The organism is Amycolatopsis sp. NPDC104819 (genome assembly GCF_055583145.1).
On the sequence record NZ_JBVJON010000015.1, the window covers coordinates 73,557 to 95,316 of the forward strand.

Here is a 21,760-nt window from a genome sequence, read left to right on the forward strand (position 1 = left end):
GTCACTGCTCCTGTTCGTTGAGTTCTTCGAGGACGTCGTCCAGCAGCTCGAAGCGTTCCGACCAGGTCCGCTCGTAGCGGCTGACCCAGTCGTGGATGGGTTTGAGCGCGGGCCCGTTGAGCCGGTAGAGCCGCTGCCGGCCGGCCCCGCGCACGTCCACGGCGCCTACCTCCCGCAGGACGCGCAGGTGCTTGGACACCTGCGGCTGCGCGAGCCCGAGCGCGTCGACGAGGTCGCCGACCGACCGCTCGCCGGCCATGAGGACGTCGAGGATCTGCCGCCGCCAGGGTTCGGCGACGGCGTTGAAGGTGTCGGTCGTTGTTGCTGCTCGTGCCACGCCGCCATCATATGCCGATATGGGTATGCGTCAACACCCACATCCTGGGCACGCTGGGCGGACACCCCGGCGTCTGCCACCATCAGGCCATGACGGGGGCCGGCGGTCCACAGAGGACGGACGCGCGCGGCGCCCGGCGCAGCGCCAGTGCCAGCGCCGTCCTGCGGGCGGTCCTCGACGGCGGGCCGATCGCGCGCAGCACCGTCGCGCGGCGGACCGGGCTGTCCGCCGCCGCGGTCAGCGGGCACGCCGGCGAGCTCCTGCGGCGCGGGCTGCTGCGCGAACTGCCCGAAGCCGAACCGCGGCGGAACGTCGGGCGGCCGCACGTGCCCGTCGACCTCGACACCGGGCGGCACGTCGCCGGGGCGCTGCACCTGGCCGTGCACCACGCGACCGTCGCGCTGCTCGACCTGCGCGGGAACGTCCTGGTGCAGCACGAAGAACCGCACGACGGCCTGGCCGCCGAAGACCTGCTCGCCCGGTCCGCGGAGATCCTCGACGACCTGCTGCTCGGGCACGCGCCGGACCGCGAGCCGCTCGGGCTCGGCGTGGCCACCGGCGGCTGGGTCGACCGCGAGTCCGGCACCGTCGTCGAACACCCGCTGCTGGACTGGAAAGACGTGCCGGTGCGGGACCTGCTGGCCGAAAGCACGGGGCTCACCGTCGCGGTCGACGGGCACGCGCGCTCGTTGGTGCACGCCGAGCAGCTCTTCGGGCATCCGCGTGCGCGGGAGAGCGTCGTTCAGCTGTTCACCGGCAACGTGGTCGACGCCGCGTTCGCCACCGGCGGCACCGTGCACCACGGGCCGCGCTCGGCCGCGGGCGCGGTCGCGCACCTGCCGGTCGACGACAGCACGGAGGCGTGCCGGTGCGGGCGCACCGGCTGCCTCGAAGCCACCGTCTCGGAAGCGACCATCGCGCGCAAAGCCGGGATGCCCTTTCCGGAACTGCTCGCGCTCGCCGCACACGGCGATTCCGCGGCGGTGCGGTTGTTCCACGATCGCGCCCGGCTCATCGGTCAGGCGGGCGCCTTGCTGCTCGACGTCCTCAACCCGGCCGTGCTCGTGGTGGTCGACCGGAGCGTAGCCGGGGTGCCCGGCTGCCTTCCCGCCATCCGGGACGAGGTCGGCCGGCGGTCCCGCCGCCTTGACAGCGCGGAAACCGTTGTGGCTACGAGCTTCCCGGGCACCGAGCTGGCCACGGCCGGCGGCGCGGTCCTGCTCGACCTCCTCTACGAAGACCCGCTCGGGCCGCTGCTCTCCGAACTCTCCCACGCCTCGTGAACCTCCCGAGTTAATTCAGAAACTCGCAAAATTGACCGTCCGCTCGGCCGCCCCGAACAATCGAGGCATCCCCGCCGAATCCCGGAACGGACGAAACCACCGTGAAGAAGATCCTGCCCCTCCTCGCCGCGGCCGCGGTGCTGCTGACCGGCTGCGCGTCGGCGACGGCCACCGGCGCGCCCGGGCAACCCGAGAAACTCGAACTGCGCTACCAGGGCAGCGCGAACTCCGTCACCCTGCCCGAGCTCGCCGAAGACCTGGGCTACTTCGGCCCGGTCAAGCTGAAGTGGGTCGGCAACACGATCAGCGGCCCGCAGGACATCCAGTCCGCGGCCACCGACCAGACCGACTTCGGCGGCGCCTTCACCGGCGCCGTCGTCAAGCTCGTCGAAGCCGGGGCGCCGGTCAAGGCGGTCGTCAACTACTACGGGTCCGACGACCAGGCGTTCATCGGTTACTACGCCAAAGAGGACAGTCCGATCCGGACGGCCCGCGACCTGGTCGGCAAGAAGGTGGGCGTCAACACGGCCGGCGCCAACCTGGAGGCCGCGCTCGACACCTGGCTGAAGAAGCAGGGCCTGTCCGACGACGAGATCAAGCAGGTCCAGCTCGTGGTCATCCCGCCGGTGAACGCCGAGCAGGCGCTGCGCAACGGCCAGCTCGACGTTGTTGCCCTGCAGGGCATTTTGCAGGACCACGCCCTCGCCGCCGGCGGGGTCCGCGCCCTGTTCAGCGACGTCCAGGCGTTCGGCCCCTACAACGGCGGCCCGTACGTGCTGCGCACCGACTTCATCAAGAAGTACCCGGAGACCACGAAGATCTTCGTCTCCGCGGTGGCGAAGGCGATCGAGTGGGAGCGCACGACCCCGCGCGAAGAGGTGATCGCGCGGTTCACCAAGATCATCAACGCCCGCGGCCGCAACGAGAACACCGGCACCCTCAAGTACTGGAAGAGCGTCGGCATCACCCGCGGCGGGCTCATCTCCGACCAGGACTACACGCTGTGGGAGCCGTGGCTGAAGCAGCAGGGCTACATCAAGGGCGAGAAGATCGACACCTCGAAGCTCTACACCAACGAGTTCAACCCCTACCGCGACGGCGCCCCGGCGGTGACCAAGTGATCGGCATCCGGTCCGTCACCAAGACCTTCGGCGAGCTGACCGCACTCGACGACGTCACGCTCGACGTCGCCGAAGGCACCTTCCTGTCCCTCGTCGGGCCGAGCGGGTCGGGCAAGTCGACGCTGCTCGACCTCCTCGGCGGGCTCACCACGCCGACGTCCGGCGAGGTGCTCATCAACGGCGAGCCGGTGCGCGGCCCCGGCCTCGACCGCGGGGTCGTCTTCCAGCAGTACGCGCTGTTCCCGTGGCGCACCGCCCGCGCCAACGTCGAGTTCGGCCTCGAAGGCGGCCCGCTCGGCAAGCGGCAGCGGGCGGACCGGGCACGCGAGTTCCTCGCCCTGGTCGGGCTTTCCGGCTTCGAGGACCGTTACCCGCACGAGCTGTCCGGCGGGATGAAACAGCGGGTTGCGATCGCCCGCAGCCTCGCCTACGACCCGGCCGTGCTGCTGATGGACGAGCCGTTCGCCGCTCTCGACGCGCAGACCCGCGAGCAGCTGCAGGACGAGCTGCTGCGGATCTGGCGCCGCACCGGCAAGACGATCGTGTTCATCACCCACGGCATCGACGAAGCCGTCTACCTCGGGCAGCGGGTCGCCGTGCTGACGTCGCGGCCCGGGCGGCTCAAGGCCGTCGTCGACGTCGACCTCGGCGACCGCACCGGGGACGTCCGGTCCGACCCGGCGTTCGGGCGGCAGCGCCACCGGCTGTGGGAGCTGCTGCACGACGAGGTCCGCAAGGCGGCCGAACACGAACGGAGCGTCCTCGGATGACCACCACCCTCGAAGCGCCACTCGTCCACAGTGGACCCACGGCTCCACCGCCGAAACCACGGCGGTTCACGAAGAAGCTGACCCGCGCGGTGCACGGCTCGGCCGCGATCGTGCTGTTCGTCGCGCTCTGGGAGCTGGTCCCCCGGTTCGTGCTCGACGAAGGCACCCGGACGTTCCTGCCGCCGCTGTCCGAAGACCTGCAGGCCCTCTGGGACCTCGTGCTCGACGGCCAGCTCGCCGACCACTTGCTGGCCAGCGTCGGGCGCTCGGCCGCCGGGTTCGCCATCGCCGTGGCCGTCGCGGTGCCGCTCGGGCTGCTGATCGGCTGGTACCGGCCGGTCGCGCGGTTCCTGCAGCCGCTACTGGAGCTCGCCCGCAACACCGCCGCGCTGGCGCTGCTCCCGGTGTTCACGCTGCTGCTGGGCATCGGCGAGCTGTCGAAGGTCACGCTGGTCGTCTACGCGTGCGTGTGGCCGGTGCTGCTCAACACGATCGCCGGGGTGAACACGGTCGACCCGCTGCTGATCAAGGCGGCCCGCTCGCTCGGCCTGTCCAGCCCGCGGCTGTTCCGGAAGGTGATCCTCCCCTCGGCGGTGCCGACGGTGTTCACCGGCATCCGCATGGCGGCGTCCTACTCGATCCTGGTGCTGGTGGCTGCCGAGATGGTCGGCGCGAAGGCCGGGCTCGGTTACCTCATCAACACCAGCCAGGTGAACTTCCAGATCCAGCAGATGTACGCCGGGATCATCGCGGTCTCGGTGCTCGGAGTGCTCGTCAACCAGGGTTTTGTCGTCCTCGAGCGGCGGTTTTCCACCTGGCGTCCCAAGGAGTCTCAATGATGCATCTCAACGCGTTCGTGATGCCCAACGGCCACCACGAAGCCGCCTGGCGGCACCCGTCGACCGACCCGCACCGGGCCCGGACGCTGCAGCACTACGCCGACATCGCCCGGACCGCCGAGCGCGGCAAGCTGGACTCGCTGTTCCTCGCCGACGGCGTCGCGCTGTGGGGCAACGTGAAGCACAACTCCCACAGCCACTTCGAGCCGTTGACGCTGCTTTCGGCGCTCGCCGCGTCCACGGTCCACATCGGACTGATCGCGACCGCGTCCACGACGTACAACGAGCCGTACCACCTGGCCCGGAAGTTCGCCTCGCTCGACCACCTCTCCGGCGGCCGCGCGGGCTGGAACATCGTCACCTCGGCCGGCATCGACGAGGCCCGGAACTTCAACCTGGCCAAGCGCCCGTCCCACGACGCGCGGTACGACCGGGCCGAGGAGTTCGTCGACGTCGTCAAGAAGCTCTGGGACAGCTGGGACGACAACGCCGCGATCGTCGACCGCGAGACCGGCGTCTACGCCGACACCGACCGGATCCGGCCGATCGCGCACGACGGCGAGCACTTCCAGGTCCGCGGGCCGCTCAACATCGAACGCCCGCCCCAGGGTCACCCGCTGCTGGTGCAGGCGGGCTCGTCCGAAACCGGCAAGGAGTACGCGGCCCGCCACGCCGAAGCCGTCTTCACCGCGCAGCAGACCTTCGCCGAGGGCAAGGCGTTCTACGACGACGTCAAGGGCCGCCTGGCGAAGTACGGCCGCACACCAGACGAGATCAAGATCCTCCCCGGCATCTCGCCGATCCTCGGCCGCACCGAAGCCGAAGCGCGTCAGCGGGAAGCCGAACTGAACGCGCTGATCACACCGGACTACGGGCTGCGGCAGCTGTCGAAGATGCTCGACCACGACGTCACCGGTTACCCGCTGGACGGCCCGCTGCCCGACGTGGGCAGCTTCACCGAAGGCGGGCAGAGCCGGTTCGAGCTGGTCGTCGGCCTGGCCCGGCGCGAGGACCTGACCATCCGGCAGCTGCTCGAACGTCTGGCCGGCGGCCGCGGGCACCGCGTCTTCGCCGGCACTCCCGTCCAGGTGGCCGACGAGCTGGAGGCCTGGTTCACCGGCGGCGCCGCGGACGGCTTCAACGTCATGCCACCCACCCTGCCCGGCGGGCTCGACGACTTCGTCGACCTCGTCGTGCCGGAGCTGCAGCGGCGCGGGCTGTTCCGCACCGAGTACTCCGGCGCCACCTTGCGCGAGCACTACGGCCTCGCGCGTCCCGTCAACCGCAACCGAGTGAAGGAGCCCGCATGACCACCCTCAGCACCGACGTCCGCAAGCTCACCGGGAGGATCGGCGCCGAGATCGTCGGTGTCGACCCCGCCGGCGACCTGGACGCGGCCCAGGTGGCGTTCCTCGCCGACGCCCTGCACGAGCACAAGGCGCTCGTGTTCCGCAACGTCACGCTCGACGACGAAGGACAGCAGCGGTTCGCCGCGCGCTTCGGCGAGCTGACCAAGGCGCACCCGACCGTGCCCGCCGTCGACGGCGCGCCGACGATCCTGCCGGTGGACAGCGAGCAGGGGCGCGCCAACCACTGGCACACCGACGTCACCTTCGTGCTCAACCCGCCGAAGGCCAGCACCCTGCGCAGCCTCGTGGTGCCGCCCTACGGCGGGGAGACGCTGATCGCGAACTCCGCGGCGGCCTACCGCGACCTGCCGGAGCCGCTGCGGGCCTTCGCGGACACGCTGCGCGCGGTGCACACCAACGACTACGACTACGTCCAGCCGCCGGAAACGGTGGACGACAAGGAACAGGCCCGGCGCACGCAGTTCGTCTCGCGCAAGTACCGGACCGTGCACCCGGTCGTGCGGGTGCACCCGGTCACCGGCGAGCGCGGGCTGTACATCGGCGGCTTCGCGCAGCGGATCGAAGGCCTGTCGGTGAGCGAGTCGCGGGACCTGCTGCGGCTGCTGCAGTCCTACGTGACGCGGCCGGAGAACGTCGTGCGCGTGGCGTGGGAGCCGAACCAGCTGGTGCTGTTCGACAACCGGATCACCCAGCACTACGCGATCGACAACTACGACGGCCTGCCGCGGCGGCTCAACCGGGTGACGGTGGCCGGCGACATCCCGGTGGGGATCGACGGCCGGGCGAGCGAGTCGCTGGAGGGCGACGCCTCGCACTACACCTCGGTGGCGTGAGCCGGGGCGCGGAACGGGCTCAGTGCTCGTTCCGCGCCTGTTCCCGGAAGTGGTCCCAGGCCCGGCTGACCAGCGACGGGTGCGTCCGCAGGTCGATCGCCGTGCGGGCCAGCGCCGCCGCCGACGCGAGCATCACCGACCGCCCGCGCGCGCCCGCCGACGCGGCCGCGAACTCTTCGGTGTGCACCGCGTACTCCTCCGCCGTGATCGCCACGAACGGGTGGATCGCCGGGACGCGGACGCTGACGTCGCCGATGTCGGACGACCCCGGGTAGCCGCCCGGCTCCGGCGGTGTCGCGTGGATCCCGCACGCCGCCAGGTGTTCGGTGAACCGCTCGGACAGCACCGGGTTGTCGCGGAAGTGCGCGAACCCGCGCCCGAGCCGTTCGACGTCGACCTTCGCGCCGGTCGCCAGCGCGGCGCCCTGCGCGCACGTGCCGACGTCCTCGGCCAGGCGGTCCAGCGCCCCGGTCGTCAGCGCGCGGAGCCCGAACCGGCCCTCGGCCCGGTCGGGGACGATGTTCGTCGCCTCACCGCCGTGGGTGATGATGCCCTGGACGTGGGAGCTCGCGGGCAGCCGCTGGCGCAGCGCCGAGACCGCGCCGAACGCCTGGACCAGCGCGGCGAGGGCGTCCACGCCCTGTTCGGGGTCGCCGGTGGGGTGGGCCGCGCGGCCGTGGAAGGTCACCTTAAGCTCGACCTGCGCGGTCAGCGGCGCCCAGGACCACGAGTGCACGCCGGGGTGGACCATCAGGGCCGCGTCGACGTCGTCGAAGACGCCGGCCTCGGCCAACGCGACTTTGCCGCCACCGCGTTCCTCGGCCGGGCAGCCGATCGCGAGCAGCGAACCCGGGCTGTCCGCGAGGATCTCCTTCACGGCCAGCGCGGCGCCGAGCCCGGACGCCGCGACGAGGTTGTGCCCGCAGGCGTGGCCCAGTCCGGGCAGCGCGTCGTACTCGAGCAGGAGTGCGACGCACGGCCGTCCGCTGCCCGCTCGTGCGACGAACGCCGTGGGCAGCCCGGCCACGCCGGACTCCACCGCGAAGCCGGCCGTGGTCAGCTCGCCGGTCAGCAGCTCCGCGGCGGCGTGCTCCTCATAGGACAGTTCCGGCCGTTCGTGCAGCGCGACGGCGACGGCCCAGAGCCGTTCGGCCCAGTGCTCGATCCGCTCGTCGGCCCGCTCGTGCAGGTCTTCGTGCCACTCCATGCCCACCGGAATACCCCCGCCCTGCACGGTCACACCACCCGCAGTGTTCCACACGGCCCGGCCACGGTTTGCACGCCGGACCGCACGGGTATCCGGGTGACTCCCCGATCCCCAGGAGAACCCCGGTGAACCAGGCCCCCGGTGAAGTGCTGACGTTCGGCATCGAAGAGGAGTTCTTCGTCGTCGACCGCCGTGGCCACCTCTCGCAGGCGGGCGACAACGTCGTCGACGCCGCGGAAGCCACGGCGAACGACCAGGGCGAGCTGCAGCACGAACTGACCCGGTCGCAGGCCGAGGCCGCGACCGACGTCTGCCGGACCCACGGCGAAGCGCTGCGGCAGCTGCGCGGGATGCGTGCCGGCCTGTCGGGCGCCGCGCGCCGGCGCGGGCTGCGGGTGCTGCCCGCCGCGGCGCCGCCGCTGGCCGAAGCGGGCCTGCCGACCATCACGCCCAGCCCGCGGTACGAGCGGATGGCCGAGCACTTCGGCGCCACCGCGCGGACTTCGCTCACCTGCGGCTGCCACGTGCACGTCGCGATCCCCGACCAGGACAGCGGCATCCGCGTGCTCAACCACGTCCGGCCGTGGCTGCCGGTGCTGCTCACGGTCACCGCGAACTCGGCGATCGCGGACGGCTACGACACCGGCTACGGCAGCTGGCGGTACCAGCAGTGGAGCCGGTGGCCGTCAGCGGGCCCGCCGCCGCGGTTCGCCTCCCTCGACGAGTACGAAAGCATCGTCGACGGCTGGCTGCGCGCCGGTTCGATCCTCGACCGCGGGATGATCTACTGGGACGTCCGGCTTTCGGAGAAGCAGCCGACGATCGAGTTCCGCATCGCCGACGTCGCCGCGACCCCGGAGGAGGCCGTCCTGCTGGGCGTGCTGGCGAGAGCCCTGGTCGCGACCGCGCTGGCCGAGGCCGCGCCCCCACCGCAGCTGTCGAACGAAGTGCTGCGCGCGCAGCTCTGGCGGGCGTCGCGAGAAGGGCCGACCGGCTGCTGCCCGCACCCGGACAGCGGGGACCTGGTGCCGGCCAAGGCGGTGCTCGACGACCTGTTCGAGCGCACGGCGCCCGCGCTGGAGGCGGCGGACGACCTGGAGTTCGCGCGAGACGGGCTGACGCGGCTCGTCGCGGAAGGCGGCGGCGCGGACCGGCAACGCCGCCGGTTCGCCGAACGGAACCGGCCCGAAGACGTCGTCGACCTGCTGACGGGCGGCTAGCGGCGGCCGAGCCGGTCGGCCAGTTCGAGTGCGCGCACGGCGGCGCGGGAGCGGCCGGGATCGAGGACGAAGCGGATCCCGGCGGCTTCGGCCCGCTGCTGCGCCCGGAGCAGCACGTCGATGCCTGCCGCGCCCAGGAAACGCACTTCGCCGAGGTCGACCCGCAGCACCCCGGGGCAGGCCTGGACGTGCTCGGCCAGCGCGGTTTCGAGGCCGGGCGCCGTGCACAGGTCGACCTCCCCCGCCACCTCGACGACGATCGCGTCGGCCGTCTTCCAGCGGATCCGGCTCCGCAGGTGACCGTCCGCGGGAGCGCGCGGCGAAGGCAGCCGGTCCGTTCGCGGCGAGACGACGCGCGGACGGTCGTAAGTCGTCATGACCACGAGGTACCCCGGGCATGATCATCACGAAACACGCCGGGACGCAGCTCAGGAAGCGGGCGGCAGCTCTTCCATCATCAGCAGCGCGCCGTGGCTCTCGTCGCCGGTGCTGTGCAACGGCCTCACCCGCAAGCGGAGCTCGCCGGCGACGACTGCACCGCGAAGGACCTGCGCACCTGGAACGCGACGGTGCCGGCGGCGGCCGCGTTCGCCGCCGCGGACCCGCCGTCGTCGACCGCCGCCCGCAAGCGCGCGGAAGCGGGCGTGATGAAGGAGGTTTCCCTGACACTGGGCAACACCCCCGCGGTGTGCCGATCGTCCTATGTGGACCCGCGGCTGGTCGAGGCCTACCGCGACGAGCGCACGATCGCGGCGGCGCTGAAGCGGGCGGCACGCGTCGACGGCGACGACGCGCGGGCGGTGCTGGAGAAGGCGTGCGCACGGCTGCTGAGCAGCGCGTGATTGAACATCACCCGGGCGGGGAAATCCGAGGGTGTCCGGACGGCCGCAGACAGCAGGGGGCACGGTGAGTGAGCGTCGATCCACCCGTACGTGTACTGGCCCGCGGACCCGCTCGTCCGGGAACCTGGGACCGATGAATCCCGACGTTTCCTCCGTGCGCTGGCGCGCGTCGATCGGCCTCGTGGTCGGCGGCGACGGGCCGGTGTCGAGCATCGTCGAATCCGACCACGGGAGCGAGGGCTCGGCCCGCGAGTGGATCGAACGGAAGCTGCCGCGGGCGAGGTTCCCGGCGTGGATCCCGGCGGCCCGCCGTGCCGACGGCGCCGAGCTGTTCGGCCGGGTCGACCGCGGTCGTGTGGTGACCGGACGCCTGCTGCCGACGTGGGAGTCCGAGGGGACACCCGTGTGGCACGCGGACCAGGCCGGCGACCGGGTGCAGTGGCGCCGCTGCGCGGCCGAAAGCGACTGACCGCTCAGGCGGCGCCGACGTCCGTGTGCAGCAGGCAGAACTCGTTGCCTTCCGGGTCCTGCAGCACTTCCCAGGACTCAGTGCCGTCCTGACCGACGTCCGCCGGGCGCGCGCCGAGCGCCAGCAGCCGGGCCAGCTCCGTCTCGTGGTCCGTGCCGGCCGGGCTCACGTCCAGGTGCAACGGCAGCTTCCCGCGGCGCGGGTTGTCGGTCTGAGCCAGGATCAACGTCGGCGGCCCGGCGCCGAACTTGCCACCCGGCGGGCCCAGCTCGAGACCGTCGGGCTCGTGGCCGACGATCTCGTAACCGAGCACGGCGCACCAGAACTCGGCGAGCCGGCCGGGATCGGCACAGTCCAGGACGAGCTCGGTGATCCGGCAGGCCATCCGCTCAGCTCCGTTCGGTTTCCCGCGCCACGGCAGTGGCTTCGTCGTCGACCACCATCGTGGCACGCGACGGCGAGCAGGAGGTAGCCGTGACCCAGGTCAGCCGGGTGATCGACGTGCCACCCGAAGCCGTGTACGACGTCCTCGCCGACGGCTGGCTCTACGCCGGCTGGGGTGGTCGGGAGCTCGCGGATCCACCACAGCGTCGGCCCGTGGCCGGCGCACATCCAGGACGAGACCGTGGTGACCGCGGTCGAGCCGGGGCTTTCGTTGGCGCTGGCCTCGCCCGTCGGCGCCGCGGCGGTCGGGCTCACGCTCGTGCCGCACGGCGACGGAAAGACCCTGGTCAGGATGACCGAACACGTCGTCCGCGGGCCCGGCAAGCTGCTGCCGGCGGCCCTGCAGTCGCTGCTGGTGAAGCCCCGCAACACCGAGTCCCTGGCTCGTCTCGCCGACCTCGCGACCGGCAAGCACGCCAACCCGGCTCAGCCGTAGATCGCGCGGTGGGCCGCCCGGATCACCGCCGCGTACCCGAGACCCAGCTTTCCCGCCCGGGCCAGCGCCGCCCGGGCCGCGTTCGCGCCCGGGCCGCCGTGGACCGCGCCGCCCGGGTGCGCCGACGCGCCCGCCAGGAACAGGCGGTCCACCGGGGTGTCCGCGCGGCCCGCGCTCGGCACCGGGCGGAAGAACAGCTGCTGGTGGATCGCCGTGGTGCCACCGTTGATCGCGCCGCCCACCAGGCCCGGGTTGTGGTTCGCCAGTTCCACCGGCCCCTGGACGTAGCGGGCCTTGACCAGGTCGCGGAAGCCCGGCGCGTTCGCCTCCACTGTCTCCTCGATGCGCTTCGCGCGCCGCTCCAGCGCCGCGCGGTTCTCCATCGTGCCGCGCGGGACGTGCGTGTACGCCCACGCCGACTCCGTGCCGGGCGGGGACCGGTCCGGGTCCGCGGTGGTCATCTGGCCGAGCAGCAGGAACGGCCGCCGCGGGGTGCGGCCGCGGGTGAGCTCGCTCCCGTAGGCGGACAGGCCGTCGAGGTCCGTCCCCAGGTGGATCGTGCCGGCGCCGCGCGCGGCTTCGGCCGTCCACGGGATCGGGCCGGACAACGCCCAGTCCACCTTGACCGTCGCACTGTCCCATTCGAACCGGCCGAGGTCCTCGACCAGCCGCCGCGGCAACCACTCCGCGCCGACCAGGTCGCCGTACAGGATCGGCGCCGGGACGTCCGCGAGCACGGCCTTGCGGGCGCGCACCGGGGCGCCGGAAGCGTCGCGGACCCCGAGCGCGCGTCCATCGCGGACGAGCACCTCGGCCACCGGACGTCCACAGTGGACGGTTCCACCGCGGGACTCCAGCCGTCGCACCAGCGCTGTGATCAGCTCCCCCGCGCCACCCGCCGGCACCGGAAACCCTTCGTCCTGGCCGATCATCGCCATCAGCCAGCCGAACACCGCGCTGCCCGCGTTGTCCACCGACAGGTCGCTGTGCGCGGCGTTCCCGGCCAGCAGCAGCTTCGCGCCCTCGCCGTCGAACAGCTCGTCGCCGAACCGCCGCGCGGGCAGGGTGAGCATTCGCGCCAGGCGCAGCGCTTCCGGCGTCCCGGTGCGCCACAGCAGCTTCAGCCCCGGGCGGACCGGCGGGAACGGCGTGAACAACGCGTCCAGCAGCGGTTCCCGGATCTCCCGCCACTGCTCGACCAGCCGCCGCCACGCGTCGCCGTCGCCGGGGGCGAACGCCTCGACCGACGCCGCCGTGCGGTCGAGGTCCCGCGACAGCACCACGCTCCGGTCGTCGGGCAGCACGTGCGCGAGGACGTCGGGAGCGTGCCGCCAGCGCAGCCCGTGCTCCCCCAGCCGCAGCCCCTGGATCACCGGGGACACCGCGCTCATCGGGTAGAAGGCGCTGAACAGGTCGTTGCGGAAGCCCGGTTCGGTGACCTCGGCCGTCCGGACCGCGCCGCCGGGGTGCCCGGTCGCCTCCAGCACCAGCACGGACCAGCCCGCGTCGGCCAGCAGGTTCGCCGCCACCAGGCCGTTGTGCCCGGCGCCGATGACCACGGCGTCGACGGCTTCGGTACTCACTGGGACCTCCCGGGGGCCGGCTCGTCCCCGTCGAGGTTGCCAGCCCGCCGCGATCTCCGCCAGCGTGGGCGGCGCGGCTCGGAACGGCAGGTTCCTCCCGTGGACTGCTGGCTGGGCTGGAGCAGGATCTTCTGCGCGCCGTCGAGCTTCTTCTCGAAGATCTCGTACGCGCGCGGCGCTTCGGCGAGCGGCAGCTTGTGCGTCGCCAAGCCAGCGGTTGGCGCCCGCGCGGACCGGGTAGCCGGAGTGGTCCGAACCCACCGGGAGGAACCCATGCCCCTGCGCGTCCTGGCGCTCACCTGCACGCTCAAGCCGTCGCCGTCGAAGTCGAGCAGCGACCTCATCGCGCGCCAGCTGCTGGACCTGTTCGCCGAACGCGGCGCCACCGGCGAGATCGTCCGCGTGGTCGACTACGACGTCCGCCCGGGTGTGGAAACCGACATGGGCGAGGGTGACGAGTGGCCGGAGATCCGGCACAAGATCTTGGCCGCCGACGTCCTGCTGGTCGCCACACCGACGTGGGTGGGCCACATGTCGAGCGTCGCGCAGCGCGTCCTCGAACGCCTCGACGCCGAACTGTCCGAACAGGACGGCGAAGGCCGGCCCGCGATGTTCGGCAAGGTCGCGGTCGCCGCGGCGGTCGGCAACGAGGACGGCGCCCACAAGATCATCGCCGACCTGTTCCAGGCCCTCAACGACACCGGCTTCACGGTGCCGGCGCAGGGCGGCACGTACTGGAACGGCGAGGCCATGCAGGGCGGCGACTACCACGACCTCGACGAGACGCCCAAGGCCGTGGCCTCGGCGAACGCGACGCTCGTCCGCAACGCCGTCCACCTCGCGAACCTGCTCCGGGAGCAGCAGTACCCGGCTTCGTGAGGGCTACATCGATCCACGTCAGCGGCTTTCCAGCAGGTGCCGCGCGGGCAGGGTCAGGGTGCCGAGCCCCAGCCGCGCGGACACCCCCATCGTCCGCAGTGACCAGCTGGGAAGCCGGCGGCCACAGCGCGATGAGTGTCGCGAGTGGACGTTCGTGGCGGCCGCCCGCCCCCGGCCGGCGGCGCAGGTTGAGCAGCCGTCCCTCCTTGGTCAGGCCGGCGGCGTCCTCGGCCAGCTGCACGAGGCTCCGCACGTCACGGGCCCGGGCCAGCAGGTCTTCGACGTCCTCCGGCGGCTCGGCCAGCGCGGTCGCGAGCCGGCCGGCGGCCGAAGACAGCCGTTCCCCGTGCAGCGGCGGGAAGATCAGGGCGTTCACGACCGCGCCGATCGTCGCGCCCACCAGGAACACCGCCGCGTACGGCGCGAGGAACGACTGGGGCAGCCGCAGCACCAGCGTGGCCAGCAGCCAGGCACCGGTGGCGGCGAACGTGGCTTTCGCGGCTTGGACGAGACTTAGCCGTTCGGTTCCCGGGACCCGCAGCGCGCGGGCGAACCAGCCCACCGGCGTCCGGTCGTGCCGCTCGGTCAACGCGGTCCCGAAGCGCGACCGCGGCCGCTCCCCCGGCGCTTCGGCCATCGGCCCTCCCTCCGCGGATCGGTCACCGCGCACCGGTTGCCCCGGGCCCGGTGGGCCGAACCGCGATCGTCCACTTCGGACTTGGTTTGGTCCCGCGTGGACGTGGTAACCGGCCGGGACACGGACTTCGTTACCCCCACCGGACCGGGGGCCCGCGTCCTGGTTGCAGGGACCGGCGCCACCGGGTAGCCGGAAAGACACGGCGTGAAGGAGGGCTCCCATGCACCGCACCACCACCCGGCCGACGGGCGAGCACGCATGACCGCGGCGCCGGTCGTCGTGCAGTACCGCCTGCACGCGGACTTCGCCGTCGGCCACCCCTGGGTGCGGCGGCTGCTCGGCCCCCGCAGCGGCCTCGGCGTCCGGCTTTCGCTCGCCGACCGCGGCCTGACGTTCGGCACGACCTCCGCGGGCGGTGTCTGCCTGCGGTTCCGGGAGCCGGTGCCCGGCATCGAGCCGTGGGGACACGCACGTGGACGGACTCACACGGCCTGACCTATCACCAGCTCAACCTCGCCCCGATCGGCCGCGACCAGCGGGCCGAGGTGGCGCGGCTCGTGACGCTCGGCGCGACGGTCCTCGACGACCCAAACGACAACGAGCTCTGCGTGCTGCCGCCGCGTTGACGCGGGCGGTGGACTGCTCAGGACTGGCCCTCGGGCAGGCAGACGGGGTTGCTCGCACAGCCGGCGAGACGCTCGTCGAAGCCGTCCGGGGCCCCGGGTCTCCGCAGGTCCGGCGGGTCGGGCTGGCCTGGGTACGCGTCGCCATAGAGATCCTTCACGAAGGCCAGGACGGTGTCCGGCGCCGCCAGCACGTCGACGCCGAGGTAGGCGAGCACCACCACGTCCTCGCCGGCCGCCGACTCGACCGCCGCGGCCCAGCCGTCGCGCTCGTCCCACAGCAGGGCCGCTTCGTGGTCCGGGAACCGCGCGAGCCGGCGCTCCAGCGCGAAGTACGCGGACGCGGGCACTTCCACCTCGCAGAACCACGCCGGAACGTCCAGCTTGGTCGCCACGGCCAGGAAGTACTGCCGCAGCCCGCGCGCCGGAGCGCCGAGCCCGTCCCGTTCGATCATCTCGCCCGCCCATCCGGTTCGCGGCCCCCGCCGGGTGATACCCCGCCACCCATCCGGTCAACCCGGGTCTCCCCGGGTGGAGCAGCACGTCACGGCCCGTCCTCAGTGGAGGTCCCAGGGTCACCGGCCGAGCAGCGAAAGCACGTCCTCGTCGCTCGTCTGGCGGAAATCGGCGTACCACTCGCCGACCGCGCGGAATCCCGCCGGTTCGGCCACGCAGACGACGTCGTCGGCCTCGTCCCGCAGCCTCGCGACCGCGTCCGGCGCGCCCACCGGCACGGCGAAGACGACGGTCCGCGGGCGCCCGGCCCGCAGGTCACGCAGCGCGGCCGTCGCGGTGACGCCGGTGGCCAGCCCGTCGTCGACGAGGATGACGTCGCGGCCCGCCGGTCCGGCCGGCGCGCGGCCGCCGAGGTACCGCTCGAGGCGGCGCCGCGCCTCCGCCCGTTCGCGCTCTTCCACGCGGGCCATCCGGACGGCCGTCAGCTCCATGACACGCAGGATCGCTTCGTCGTAGATCGCGGGACCGTCCGGGGTCACCGCGCCGACGCCGTACTCGCGGCGGCCCGGCGCGCCGATCTTGCGGGCGACCGCGACGTCCAGCTGAGCGCCGAGCCGCCGCGCGACCACGACGGCCACCGGCACCCCGCCCCGGGCGAGCCCGAGCACGAGCGGGTCGGTCCAGGTCCGCCGCGCCAAGGCGTCGGCCAGCCGACGCCCGGCATCCTCTCGGTCGGCGAAGACGCGCGCAACGCTCTCGCGGGTGCCCACGGGTCAGCCACCCGCCGCGGGCCACTCGCCGGGTACCTGCGGACAGCGCGGCGGCCTGGCGGCTTCGAGCACGGTTCCGGCCATACGTCGCGCATGCCCGTTCGGAAGCCGCGCGAAACCTCACGCACGGCCGCACCGATCGTCCACAGTGGACGAAGCCCGGGCGGGGTGGTCCCGCCCGGGCCCGGTCTCACAGCGTCTTCTCGAGCCGGCTCGCCAGCAGCTTGATGAACCGGCCCGGGTCACCCAGCTCGCCGCCTTCGGCCAGCAGCGCCATCCCGTAGAGCAGCTCGGCCGTCTCGGCCAGCCCCGCGTCTTCCGGCCGCGCGGTGTGCGCCTCGCGCAGGCCGGTCACCAGCGCGTGCTCGGGGTTGAGCTCGAGGATCCGCTTGATCGGCGGCAGCTCCTGCCCCATCGCCCGGTACATCTTCTCCAGCGTCGGGGTCAGGTCGTGGGTGTCCCCGACGATGCAGGCGGGCGACGTCGTCAGCCGCGACGAAAGCCGGACCTCCTTGACCGACTCGCCCAGGGACGTCCCCATCCACGACAGCAGGCCTTCGAAGTCCTTCTGCTGCTGCTCGCGGGCCACCTCGGTGGCCTTCTTGTCCTCGTCCGACTCCAGGTCGACCTGGCCCTTGGCGATCGACTGGAACTGCTTCCCGTCGAAGCCCGGCACCGCGTCGACCCACATCTCGTCGATCGGGTCGGTGAGCGCGAGCACCTCGTACCCCTTGGCCCGGAACGCCTCCAGGTGCGGCGAGTTCTCGATGGCCGACCGGGACTCGCCGGTCATGTAGTAGATGTGCTGCTGGCCGTCCTTCATCCGCTCGACGTAGTCGCGCAGCGAGGTCGGCTTCTCCGCGTCGTGCGTCGAGGCGAACGACGAGATCTCGAGGATGGCCTCGCGGTTCTCGAAGTCGTCGAGCAGGCCTTCCTTGACCGCGCGCCCGAACTCGCGCCAGAACGTCGCGTATTTCTCGGCGTCGGCGGTCATCATCGACTTCACCGTCGAGAGGACCTTCTTGACCAGGCGACGGCGGATCAGCTGGATCTGCCGGTCCTGCTGCAGGATCTCGCGCGAGACGTTGAGCGAGAGGTCCTGAGCGTCGACGACGCCCTTGACGAACCGCAGGTACTCGGGGACGAGCGACTCGCAGTCGTCCATGATGAAGACGCGCTTCACGTACAGCTGGACCCCGCGCTTGCGCTCCCGCAGGAACAGGTCCATCGGCGCGTGCGAGGGCAGGAACAGCAGCGCCTGGTACTCGAACGTGCCCTCGGCCTGCAGCCGGATGGTCTCCAGCGGGTCCTGCCAGTCGTGGCTGACGTGCTTGTAGAACTCGTGGTACTCGGCCTCGGTGACCTCGCTCGACGACCGCGCCCACAGCGCCTTCATCGAGTTGACCGTCTCGACCTTCGGCTCTTCACCCTCGGCGGCCTCGCCGGCCATCCGGATCGGCCAGGTGATGAAGTCGGAGTACTTCTTGACGATCTCCCGGATCTTCGCCGGGGACGTGTAGTCGTAGAGGTGGTCCTCGGTGTCCTCGGGCTTGAGGTGCAGGGTGACCGCGGTGCCCTGCGGCGCGTCTTCGACCGGCTCGATCGTGTAGGTGCCTTCGCCGGTCGACTCCCAGCGCACGCCCTCGGCCGTGCCGGCCTTGCGCGTCACCAGCGTGACCTTGTCCGCGACCATGAAGCTCGCGTAGAACCCGACGCCGAACTGCCCGATGAGGTCCTGCGACGCCGCCGCGTCCTTCGCCTCCTTCAGCTTGGTCAGGAAGTCGGCGGTGCCGGACTTGGCGATCGTGCCGATGAGGGCGACGACCTCGTCGCGCGTCATGCCGATGCCGTTGTCGCGCACCGTGAGGGTGCGCGCGGCCGGGTCCGCCTCGATCGCCACGTGCAGGTCGGCCGTGTCCGCGTCCAGGTCCTTGTCGCGGTACGACTCCAGCCGCAGCTTGTCGAGGGCGTCGGAGGCGTTGGAGACGAGCTCCCGCAGGAAGGTGTCCTTGTTCGAATAGATCGAATGGATCATCAGCTGCAGTAGCTGACGCGCTTCCGACTGGAACTCCAGCGTCTCGATCGGGGTGGTCACTTCCGGTCCTTTCCGGTGCACAAAAGCCGAGGTGGGCCGATCCTACCGAGAGGCACCGACACTCCGGGGCGTCACCCGGTCGCGCACTTTATGAACGCAATCTAGGTGGGGTCGGACTCCGAGGGTGATGCTGGCCACGCCCCGCTGCCGATCAAGGAGGATCGAGTGCCCGGACCCCTGCCCCGGTGGGCGGCCGCGTTCGCCGCGGCCTGCGCCCTGACCACCGCCTTCGCCGCGCCCGCCGCCGCGGCGGGCGTCGTCGACCACCCCGTCCGCACCACCGGCTGCGGGCGCCCCGCCCCGGTCCCGGCCGGGGTGACGACCACGCAGCACGTCGTGTCCGGCGGCCTCGACCGCACCTACACCGTGCACTTGCCCGCGCACTACAACCCGCGGCGCGCGTACCCCCTGGTCCTCTCCTTCCACGGGCACAAGCGCACCTCCCAGTACCAGGAGGAGCTGTCCGGGTTCTCGGCGCTGGACACGATCTCGGTGTACCCGCAGGGCCTGATCGGCACCGACGGCGAGTCGGCCTGGACCGGCGCGCCCTACTCCGCGGCCGCGGACGACGTCCTGCTCACCAGTGACCTGCTGAACTCGCTGCAGCGCACGCTGTGCGTCGACGACAACCGCATCTTCGCCACCGGGAAGTCCAACGGCGGCGGGTTCGTCGGGGTGCTCGCGTGCCGGCTGGCCGGCCGGATCGCGGCGTTCGCCCCGGTTTCCGGCGCCTTCTACCCGCAGGGCGGCGCCTGCCACCCGAGCCGGGACGTCCCGATCCTCGACTTCCACGGCACCGCCGACACGACCATCCCCTACACCGGCAACCCGGACAAGGGCCTGCCGTCGATCCCGGACTGGCTGGCCGGCTGGTCCACAAGGGACGGTTGCCGCGCCAAGCCCGTTTCGTGGAAGCCGGTGCAGGGGGTCGTCGCGCAGAAGTGGCTCGGCTGCGACCACCGCGGCGCCCTCGAGCACTACCGCGTCGAAGGGGCCGGGCACGTCTGGCCGAGCACGAAGCCGAACCTCGACTCGGCCACCCCGACGGTCATCGACGCGACCCCGGTGATCTGGCGGTTCTTCCGGGGCCATTCCCTGCGGTAAACACGATTGACGCGGCTCGCGCCCCTCGGCGACCATGAACCGCACCAGGCAGAAGCCGCCCGTCGGACCGCCGACGGGCGGCTTTCTGCGTCTCCCCACCGAAGGAAGAGGTGCGCCGTGAAGGTTCTTGTCCTCAACGCCGGCTACGAGCCGCTGCAGACCGTGTCCGTCCCGCACGCCATCCGGATGCTCGTGCGCCACGTCGCCGAGATCCACGAAGCCGAAGACGGTCTCGCGTACGGGCTGTTCCCGCGCCCGAAGATCGTCCGGTTGCTGCGCTACGTCGTCATGAAGTGGCGATATACGCAGCCACCGCGCTGGTCCCGGCGCGGGGTCCTGGTCCGGGACGGGCACCGCTGCGCCTACTGCGGGCAGCGCGCGACCACGATCGACCACGTGACGCCGCTGTCCCGCGGCGGCGCCAAGACCAGCTGGCTCAACACGGTCGCCGCGTGCGGCGGCACGCCCCGCAGCTGCAACGCCCGCAAGGCGGACAAGCTGCCGGCCGAGGCTGGCATGAAGCTCCGGTTCACCCCGGCCGTCCCGACGTGGGACCAGCTGCACCGGCCCGGCGCGTGAGCGCGGCCTGCCCGTCGGCACCCCCGGCGGGCAGGCCGTAGGCTCGAACCGATTGCCACTGGCATCCGTGTGTTCCGGGGAAGGCCGGGAGGTCGTCGTGACCGACGCAGGAGAGCTGATCGCCGGGCGCTACCGGCTGGACGAGCGGATCGGCCAGGGCGCGATGGGCGTCGTCTGGCGGGCCCGCGACGAGCGGCTCGACCGGGTGGTCGCCGTCAAGCAGCTGGGGTACGACCCGGCGATCGGGCAGGCCGCCGGTGGGCAGGCGGCTTCGCGCGCGATGCGCGAGGCCCGGCTCACCGCGCGCCTGCGGCACCCCCACGCCATCACCGTGCACGACGTCGCCGAGCACGGCGGCGAGCCGTACCTGGTCATGGAGTACCTGCCCTCGCGCAGCCTCGCGGAGATCCTGCTCGACCGGGAGAGCCTGCCCGCCGACGAGGTGGCGCGCATCGGCCTGCAGGTGGCTTCGGCGCTGGCCGCGGCGCACGCCGAGGGCATCGTGCACCGGGACGTCACCCCCGCCAACGTGCTCATCGGCGAGTCCGGCGTCGCGAAGATCGCCGACTTCGGGATTTCGCGGGCCACCGGCGAGGGCACGGTGACCGGCGGCGGGTTCATCGCGGGCACCCCCGCCTACCTCTCGCCCGAAGTCGCGAACGGCGCCGACGCGGGCTTCCCGGCCGACGTCTTCTCCCTCGGCGCGACGCTCTACCGCGCGCTGGAGGGTGTGCCGCCGTTCGGGAACGACGACAACGCCATCACGCTGCTGCTGCGCGTCGCCCGGGACGAGGTCACCCCGCCGCGGCACAGCGGGCCGCTCGCGGAGGTGCTCGGACGGCTGCTGCGGCGCGACCCGGCCGAGCGCCCGGTGATGGCCGAGGTCCAGGACCTGTTCGAAGCCGTCACCGGCGGCCGTCCGCTACCTCCGCCGCGACCTCGGCCGCGAGGGCACCTGGGGACCCGGCTGCTGCGCGTCCACCGCCCGCGCCGCCGGCTCGTCCTGGCGAGCACGGGCGGTGCGTTGCTGCTGGCCCTCGGCGTGGTGATCGGGACGGCGCTGGTGCCGGACCGACCGGCCCCGGCGGCGGCCCCGGTCGCCGCGCCGGTCCCGGCCACTCCCCCGCCCACCACCTCGACGACCCCGGCCGACCTGGGCTGCGCGGCCCGCTACCAGGTGACGAACTCCTGGCCCGGCGGCTACCAGGTCGAGGTGACGGTCCGCAACGACCGCGCGGCCGCGCTGTCCGGCTGGCGCGTCCGCTGGACCCTGCCGGACGGGCACCACATCAGCGGCCTGTGGAACGGCACGTTCACGGTCGACGGCTCGACGGTGACGGTCGACAACGCGGCGTGGAACGCGAAGCTCGACGCGGACGGCTCGACGACGTTCGGGCTGATCGCGCTGACCGGCGACGGCGCCGCCGACGGCCGTCCGGAGCTCACCTGCCGGACGCTCTGAACCGTCCGGACGGCGTCTTCCGGCGGCACTGGGCCGCTGGGATAGTCGTGGTGACGACGGGAGGTCCGGTGAAGCCCATCAGATCCCGCCGTCGGTCCCTGCGCTTCGACGGGAGCGCGATCACCCTGACCATCGCGACCAAGATCTGGGCGGTGGTCCCGGACGACCAGAAGAACCGGTTCCCGCTCGCGAAGATCACCGCCATCCGCCACACCCCCGCCACGGCGTGGAAGCCCGGGAAGATCGAGTTCGTGACGCCGGATGGGCCGGGCGCGGTCGTCGAGAACGTCCCGTTGTTCGCCGACAAGCTGGCCGGCAACACGTTCCAGTACGACTACGGCGACCGGAAGAAGGTCGCGAAGTTCCTGGAAGCCGTCGAGAAGGCGCGGGCCGCCAAGTAA

26 protein-coding genes are annotated in these 21,760 nt (G+C 72.3%); 17 read left to right on the top strand and 9 right to left on the bottom strand.

Annotation, left to right across the window (positions count from 1 at the left end; all coding sequences use genetic code 11):
* Nucleotide 1: 1 nt before the first annotated feature.
* The gene (locus ACZ63E_RS37400; protein WP_465341047.1) at nt 2-337 is read right to left on the bottom strand and encodes an ArsR/SmtB family transcription factor; all 336 of its coding nucleotides are present in this window, start codon (nt 335-337) and stop codon (nt 2-4) included.
* An 89-nt stretch (nt 338-426) separates the two neighbouring features.
* Between ACZ63E_RS37400 and ACZ63E_RS37405 the strand changes: the two genes are divergently transcribed.
* The 6 genes from ACZ63E_RS37405 (at nt 427) to ACZ63E_RS37430 (ending at nt 6,553) form a co-directional block, all read left to right on the top strand.
* Nucleotides 427-1,620: an ROK family protein gene (locus tag ACZ63E_RS37405; protein ID WP_465341048.1), complete on the top strand. Its 1,194-nt coding sequence runs from the start codon at nt 427-429 to the stop codon at nt 1,618-1,620.
* Nucleotides 1,621-1,721: 101 nt separating this feature from the next.
* Nucleotides 1,722-2,741, top strand: coding sequence for an ABC transporter substrate-binding protein (locus tag ACZ63E_RS37410; RefSeq protein ID WP_465341049.1), 1,020 nt, complete (start codon nt 1,722-1,724; stop codon nt 2,739-2,741).
* Nucleotides 2,738-3,511 (top strand): ABC transporter ATP-binding protein, encoded by a 774-nt coding sequence (locus ACZ63E_RS37415; protein ID WP_465341050.1) that lies wholly within the window; start codon nt 2,738-2,740, stop codon nt 3,509-3,511. The genes ACZ63E_RS37410 and ACZ63E_RS37415 overlap by 4 nt, the downstream gene beginning before the upstream one ends.
* The gene (locus tag ACZ63E_RS37420; protein WP_465341051.1) at nt 3,508-4,350 is read left to right on the top strand and encodes an ABC transporter permease; all 843 of its coding nucleotides are present in this window, start codon (nt 3,508-3,510) and stop codon (nt 4,348-4,350) included. The genes ACZ63E_RS37415 and ACZ63E_RS37420 overlap by 4 nt, the downstream gene beginning before the upstream one ends.
* A complete protein-coding gene (locus tag ACZ63E_RS37425) occupies nt 4,347-5,660 on the top strand; it encodes an LLM class flavin-dependent oxidoreductase (protein WP_465341052.1) in 1,314 nt (437 codons plus the stop codon). The genes ACZ63E_RS37420 and ACZ63E_RS37425 overlap by 4 nt, the downstream gene beginning before the upstream one ends.
* Complete coding sequence (locus ACZ63E_RS37430; protein ID WP_465341053.1) at nt 5,657-6,553, top strand: TauD/TfdA dioxygenase family protein; 897 nt, start codon at nt 5,657-5,659, stop codon at nt 6,551-6,553. Before ACZ63E_RS37425 ends, ACZ63E_RS37430 begins: the two co-directional genes overlap by 4 nt.
* Nucleotides 6,554-6,572: 19 nt before the next feature.
* On the opposite strand, the gene ACZ63E_RS37435 is transcribed toward ACZ63E_RS37430, so the two are convergent.
* Nucleotides 6,573-7,760: a M20 family metallopeptidase gene (locus ACZ63E_RS37435; RefSeq protein ID WP_465341054.1), complete on the bottom strand. Its 1,188-nt coding sequence runs from the start codon at nt 7,758-7,760 to the stop codon at nt 6,573-6,575.
* 125 nt (nt 7,761-7,885) lie between these two features.
* Here ACZ63E_RS37435 and ACZ63E_RS37440 point away from each other — a divergent pair, with 125 nt between their 5' ends.
* Nucleotides 7,886-8,980 carry a carboxylate-amine ligase gene (locus tag ACZ63E_RS37440; protein ID WP_465341055.1) on the top strand — a complete coding sequence of 365 codons (1,095 nt, stop codon included), beginning with the start codon at nt 7,886-7,888 and terminating at the stop codon, nt 8,978-8,980.
* Here ACZ63E_RS37440 and ACZ63E_RS37445 read toward each other — a convergent pair.
* On the bottom strand, nt 8,977-9,357 hold the full coding sequence (locus ACZ63E_RS37445) for an STAS domain-containing protein (RefSeq protein WP_465341056.1): 381 nt from the start codon (nt 9,355-9,357) through the stop codon (nt 8,977-8,979). The two genes, ACZ63E_RS37440 and ACZ63E_RS37445, sit on opposite strands and share 4 nt — an antisense overlap.
* A gap of 93 nt (nt 9,358-9,450) precedes the next feature.
* On the opposite strand from ACZ63E_RS37445, the gene ACZ63E_RS37450 reads away from it, so the two are divergent.
* Together ACZ63E_RS37450 and ACZ63E_RS37455 are read left to right on the top strand one after the other, a co-directional pair.
* Nucleotides 9,451-9,822: a hypothetical protein gene (locus tag ACZ63E_RS37450; RefSeq protein WP_465341057.1), complete on the top strand. Its 372-nt coding sequence runs from the start codon at nt 9,451-9,453 to the stop codon at nt 9,820-9,822.
* Between the two features lie 133 nt (nt 9,823-9,955).
* Nucleotides 9,956-10,291 carry a hypothetical protein gene (locus ACZ63E_RS37455; RefSeq protein WP_465341058.1) on the top strand — a complete coding sequence of 112 codons (336 nt, stop codon included), beginning with the start codon at nt 9,956-9,958 and terminating at the stop codon, nt 10,289-10,291.
* Between the two features lie 4 nt (nt 10,292-10,295).
* On the opposite strand, the gene ACZ63E_RS37460 is transcribed toward ACZ63E_RS37455, so the two are convergent.
* On the bottom strand, nt 10,296-10,676 hold the full coding sequence (locus tag ACZ63E_RS37460; RefSeq protein ID WP_465341059.1) for a VOC family protein: 381 nt from the start codon (nt 10,674-10,676) through the stop codon (nt 10,296-10,298).
* Nucleotides 10,677-10,850: 174 nt separating this feature from the next.
* On the opposite strand from ACZ63E_RS37460, the gene ACZ63E_RS37465 reads away from it, so the two are divergent.
* The gene (locus ACZ63E_RS37465) at nt 10,851-11,171 is read left to right on the top strand and encodes a hypothetical protein (RefSeq protein WP_465341060.1); all 321 of its coding nucleotides are present in this window, start codon (nt 10,851-10,853) and stop codon (nt 11,169-11,171) included.
* Here ACZ63E_RS37465 and ACZ63E_RS37470 read toward each other — a convergent pair.
* Together ACZ63E_RS37470 and ACZ63E_RS37475 are read right to left on the bottom strand one after the other, a co-directional pair.
* The gene (locus ACZ63E_RS37470; protein ID WP_465341061.1) at nt 11,162-12,754 is read right to left on the bottom strand and encodes a phytoene desaturase family protein; all 1,593 of its coding nucleotides are present in this window, start codon (nt 12,752-12,754) and stop codon (nt 11,162-11,164) included. The genes ACZ63E_RS37465 and ACZ63E_RS37470 overlap by 10 nt on opposite strands.
* The gene (locus ACZ63E_RS37475) at nt 12,751-12,963 is read right to left on the bottom strand and encodes a hypothetical protein (protein ID WP_465341062.1); all 213 of its coding nucleotides are present in this window, start codon (nt 12,961-12,963) and stop codon (nt 12,751-12,753) included. Before ACZ63E_RS37475 ends, ACZ63E_RS37470 begins: the two co-directional genes overlap by 4 nt.
* Before the next feature lie 64 nt (nt 12,964-13,027).
* Here ACZ63E_RS37475 and ACZ63E_RS37480 point away from each other — a divergent pair, with 64 nt between their 5' ends.
* The 3 genes from ACZ63E_RS37480 to ACZ63E_RS37490 all read left to right on the top strand — a co-directional run bounded on the left by ACZ63E_RS37480 (nt 13,028) and on the right by ACZ63E_RS37490 (nt 14,896).
* Nucleotides 13,028-13,633: a flavodoxin family protein gene (locus tag ACZ63E_RS37480; RefSeq protein WP_465341063.1), complete on the top strand. Its 606-nt coding sequence runs from the start codon at nt 13,028-13,030 to the stop codon at nt 13,631-13,633.
* Nucleotides 13,634-14,528: 895 nt separating this feature from the next.
* Nucleotides 14,529-14,765, top strand: a complete 237-nt coding sequence (locus ACZ63E_RS37485) for a hypothetical protein (protein ID WP_465341064.1) — start codon at nt 14,529-14,531, stop codon at nt 14,763-14,765.
* Nucleotides 14,729-14,896, top strand: a complete 168-nt coding sequence (locus ACZ63E_RS37490; protein ID WP_465341065.1) for a hypothetical protein — start codon at nt 14,729-14,731, stop codon at nt 14,894-14,896. The genes ACZ63E_RS37485 and ACZ63E_RS37490 overlap by 37 nt, the downstream gene beginning before the upstream one ends.
* 17 nt (nt 14,897-14,913) lie before the next feature.
* On the opposite strand, the gene ACZ63E_RS37495 is transcribed toward ACZ63E_RS37490, so the two are convergent.
* From ACZ63E_RS37495 to htpG, 3 genes are all read right to left on the bottom strand, one after another.
* Nucleotides 14,914-15,348 (bottom strand): DUF6292 family protein, encoded by a 435-nt coding sequence (locus ACZ63E_RS37495; RefSeq protein ID WP_465341066.1) that lies wholly within the window; start codon nt 15,346-15,348, stop codon nt 14,914-14,916.
* Nucleotides 15,349-15,468: 120 nt separating this feature from the next.
* Nucleotides 15,469-16,119 carry a phosphoribosyltransferase gene (locus ACZ63E_RS37500; protein ID WP_465341067.1) on the bottom strand — a complete coding sequence of 217 codons (651 nt, stop codon included), beginning with the start codon at nt 16,117-16,119 and terminating at the stop codon, nt 15,469-15,471.
* 190 nt (nt 16,120-16,309) lie between these two features.
* Nucleotides 16,310-18,214, bottom strand: a complete 1,905-nt coding sequence (htpG, locus tag ACZ63E_RS37505) for a molecular chaperone HtpG (RefSeq protein WP_465341069.1) — start codon at nt 18,212-18,214, stop codon at nt 16,310-16,312.
* A 165-nt stretch (nt 18,215-18,379) separates the two neighbouring features.
* On the opposite strand from htpG, the gene ACZ63E_RS37510 reads away from it, so the two are divergent.
* From ACZ63E_RS37510 to ACZ63E_RS37525, 4 genes are all read left to right on the top strand, one after another.
* Nucleotides 18,380-19,318, top strand: a complete 939-nt coding sequence (locus ACZ63E_RS37510; protein WP_465341070.1) for a CE1 family esterase — start codon at nt 18,380-18,382, stop codon at nt 19,316-19,318.
* 117 nt (nt 19,319-19,435) lie between these two features.
* Nucleotides 19,436-19,897, top strand: a complete 462-nt coding sequence (locus ACZ63E_RS37515; RefSeq protein ID WP_465313907.1) for an HNH endonuclease — start codon at nt 19,436-19,438, stop codon at nt 19,895-19,897.
* A gap of 97 nt (nt 19,898-19,994) precedes the next feature.
* Nucleotides 19,995-21,359: a protein kinase domain-containing protein gene (locus ACZ63E_RS37520; protein WP_465341071.1), complete on the top strand. Its 1,365-nt coding sequence runs from the start codon at nt 19,995-19,997 to the stop codon at nt 21,357-21,359.
* 68 nt (nt 21,360-21,427) lie between these two features.
* Nucleotides 21,428-21,760 (top strand): hypothetical protein, encoded by a 333-nt coding sequence (locus ACZ63E_RS37525; protein ID WP_465341072.1) that lies wholly within the window; start codon nt 21,428-21,430, stop codon nt 21,758-21,760.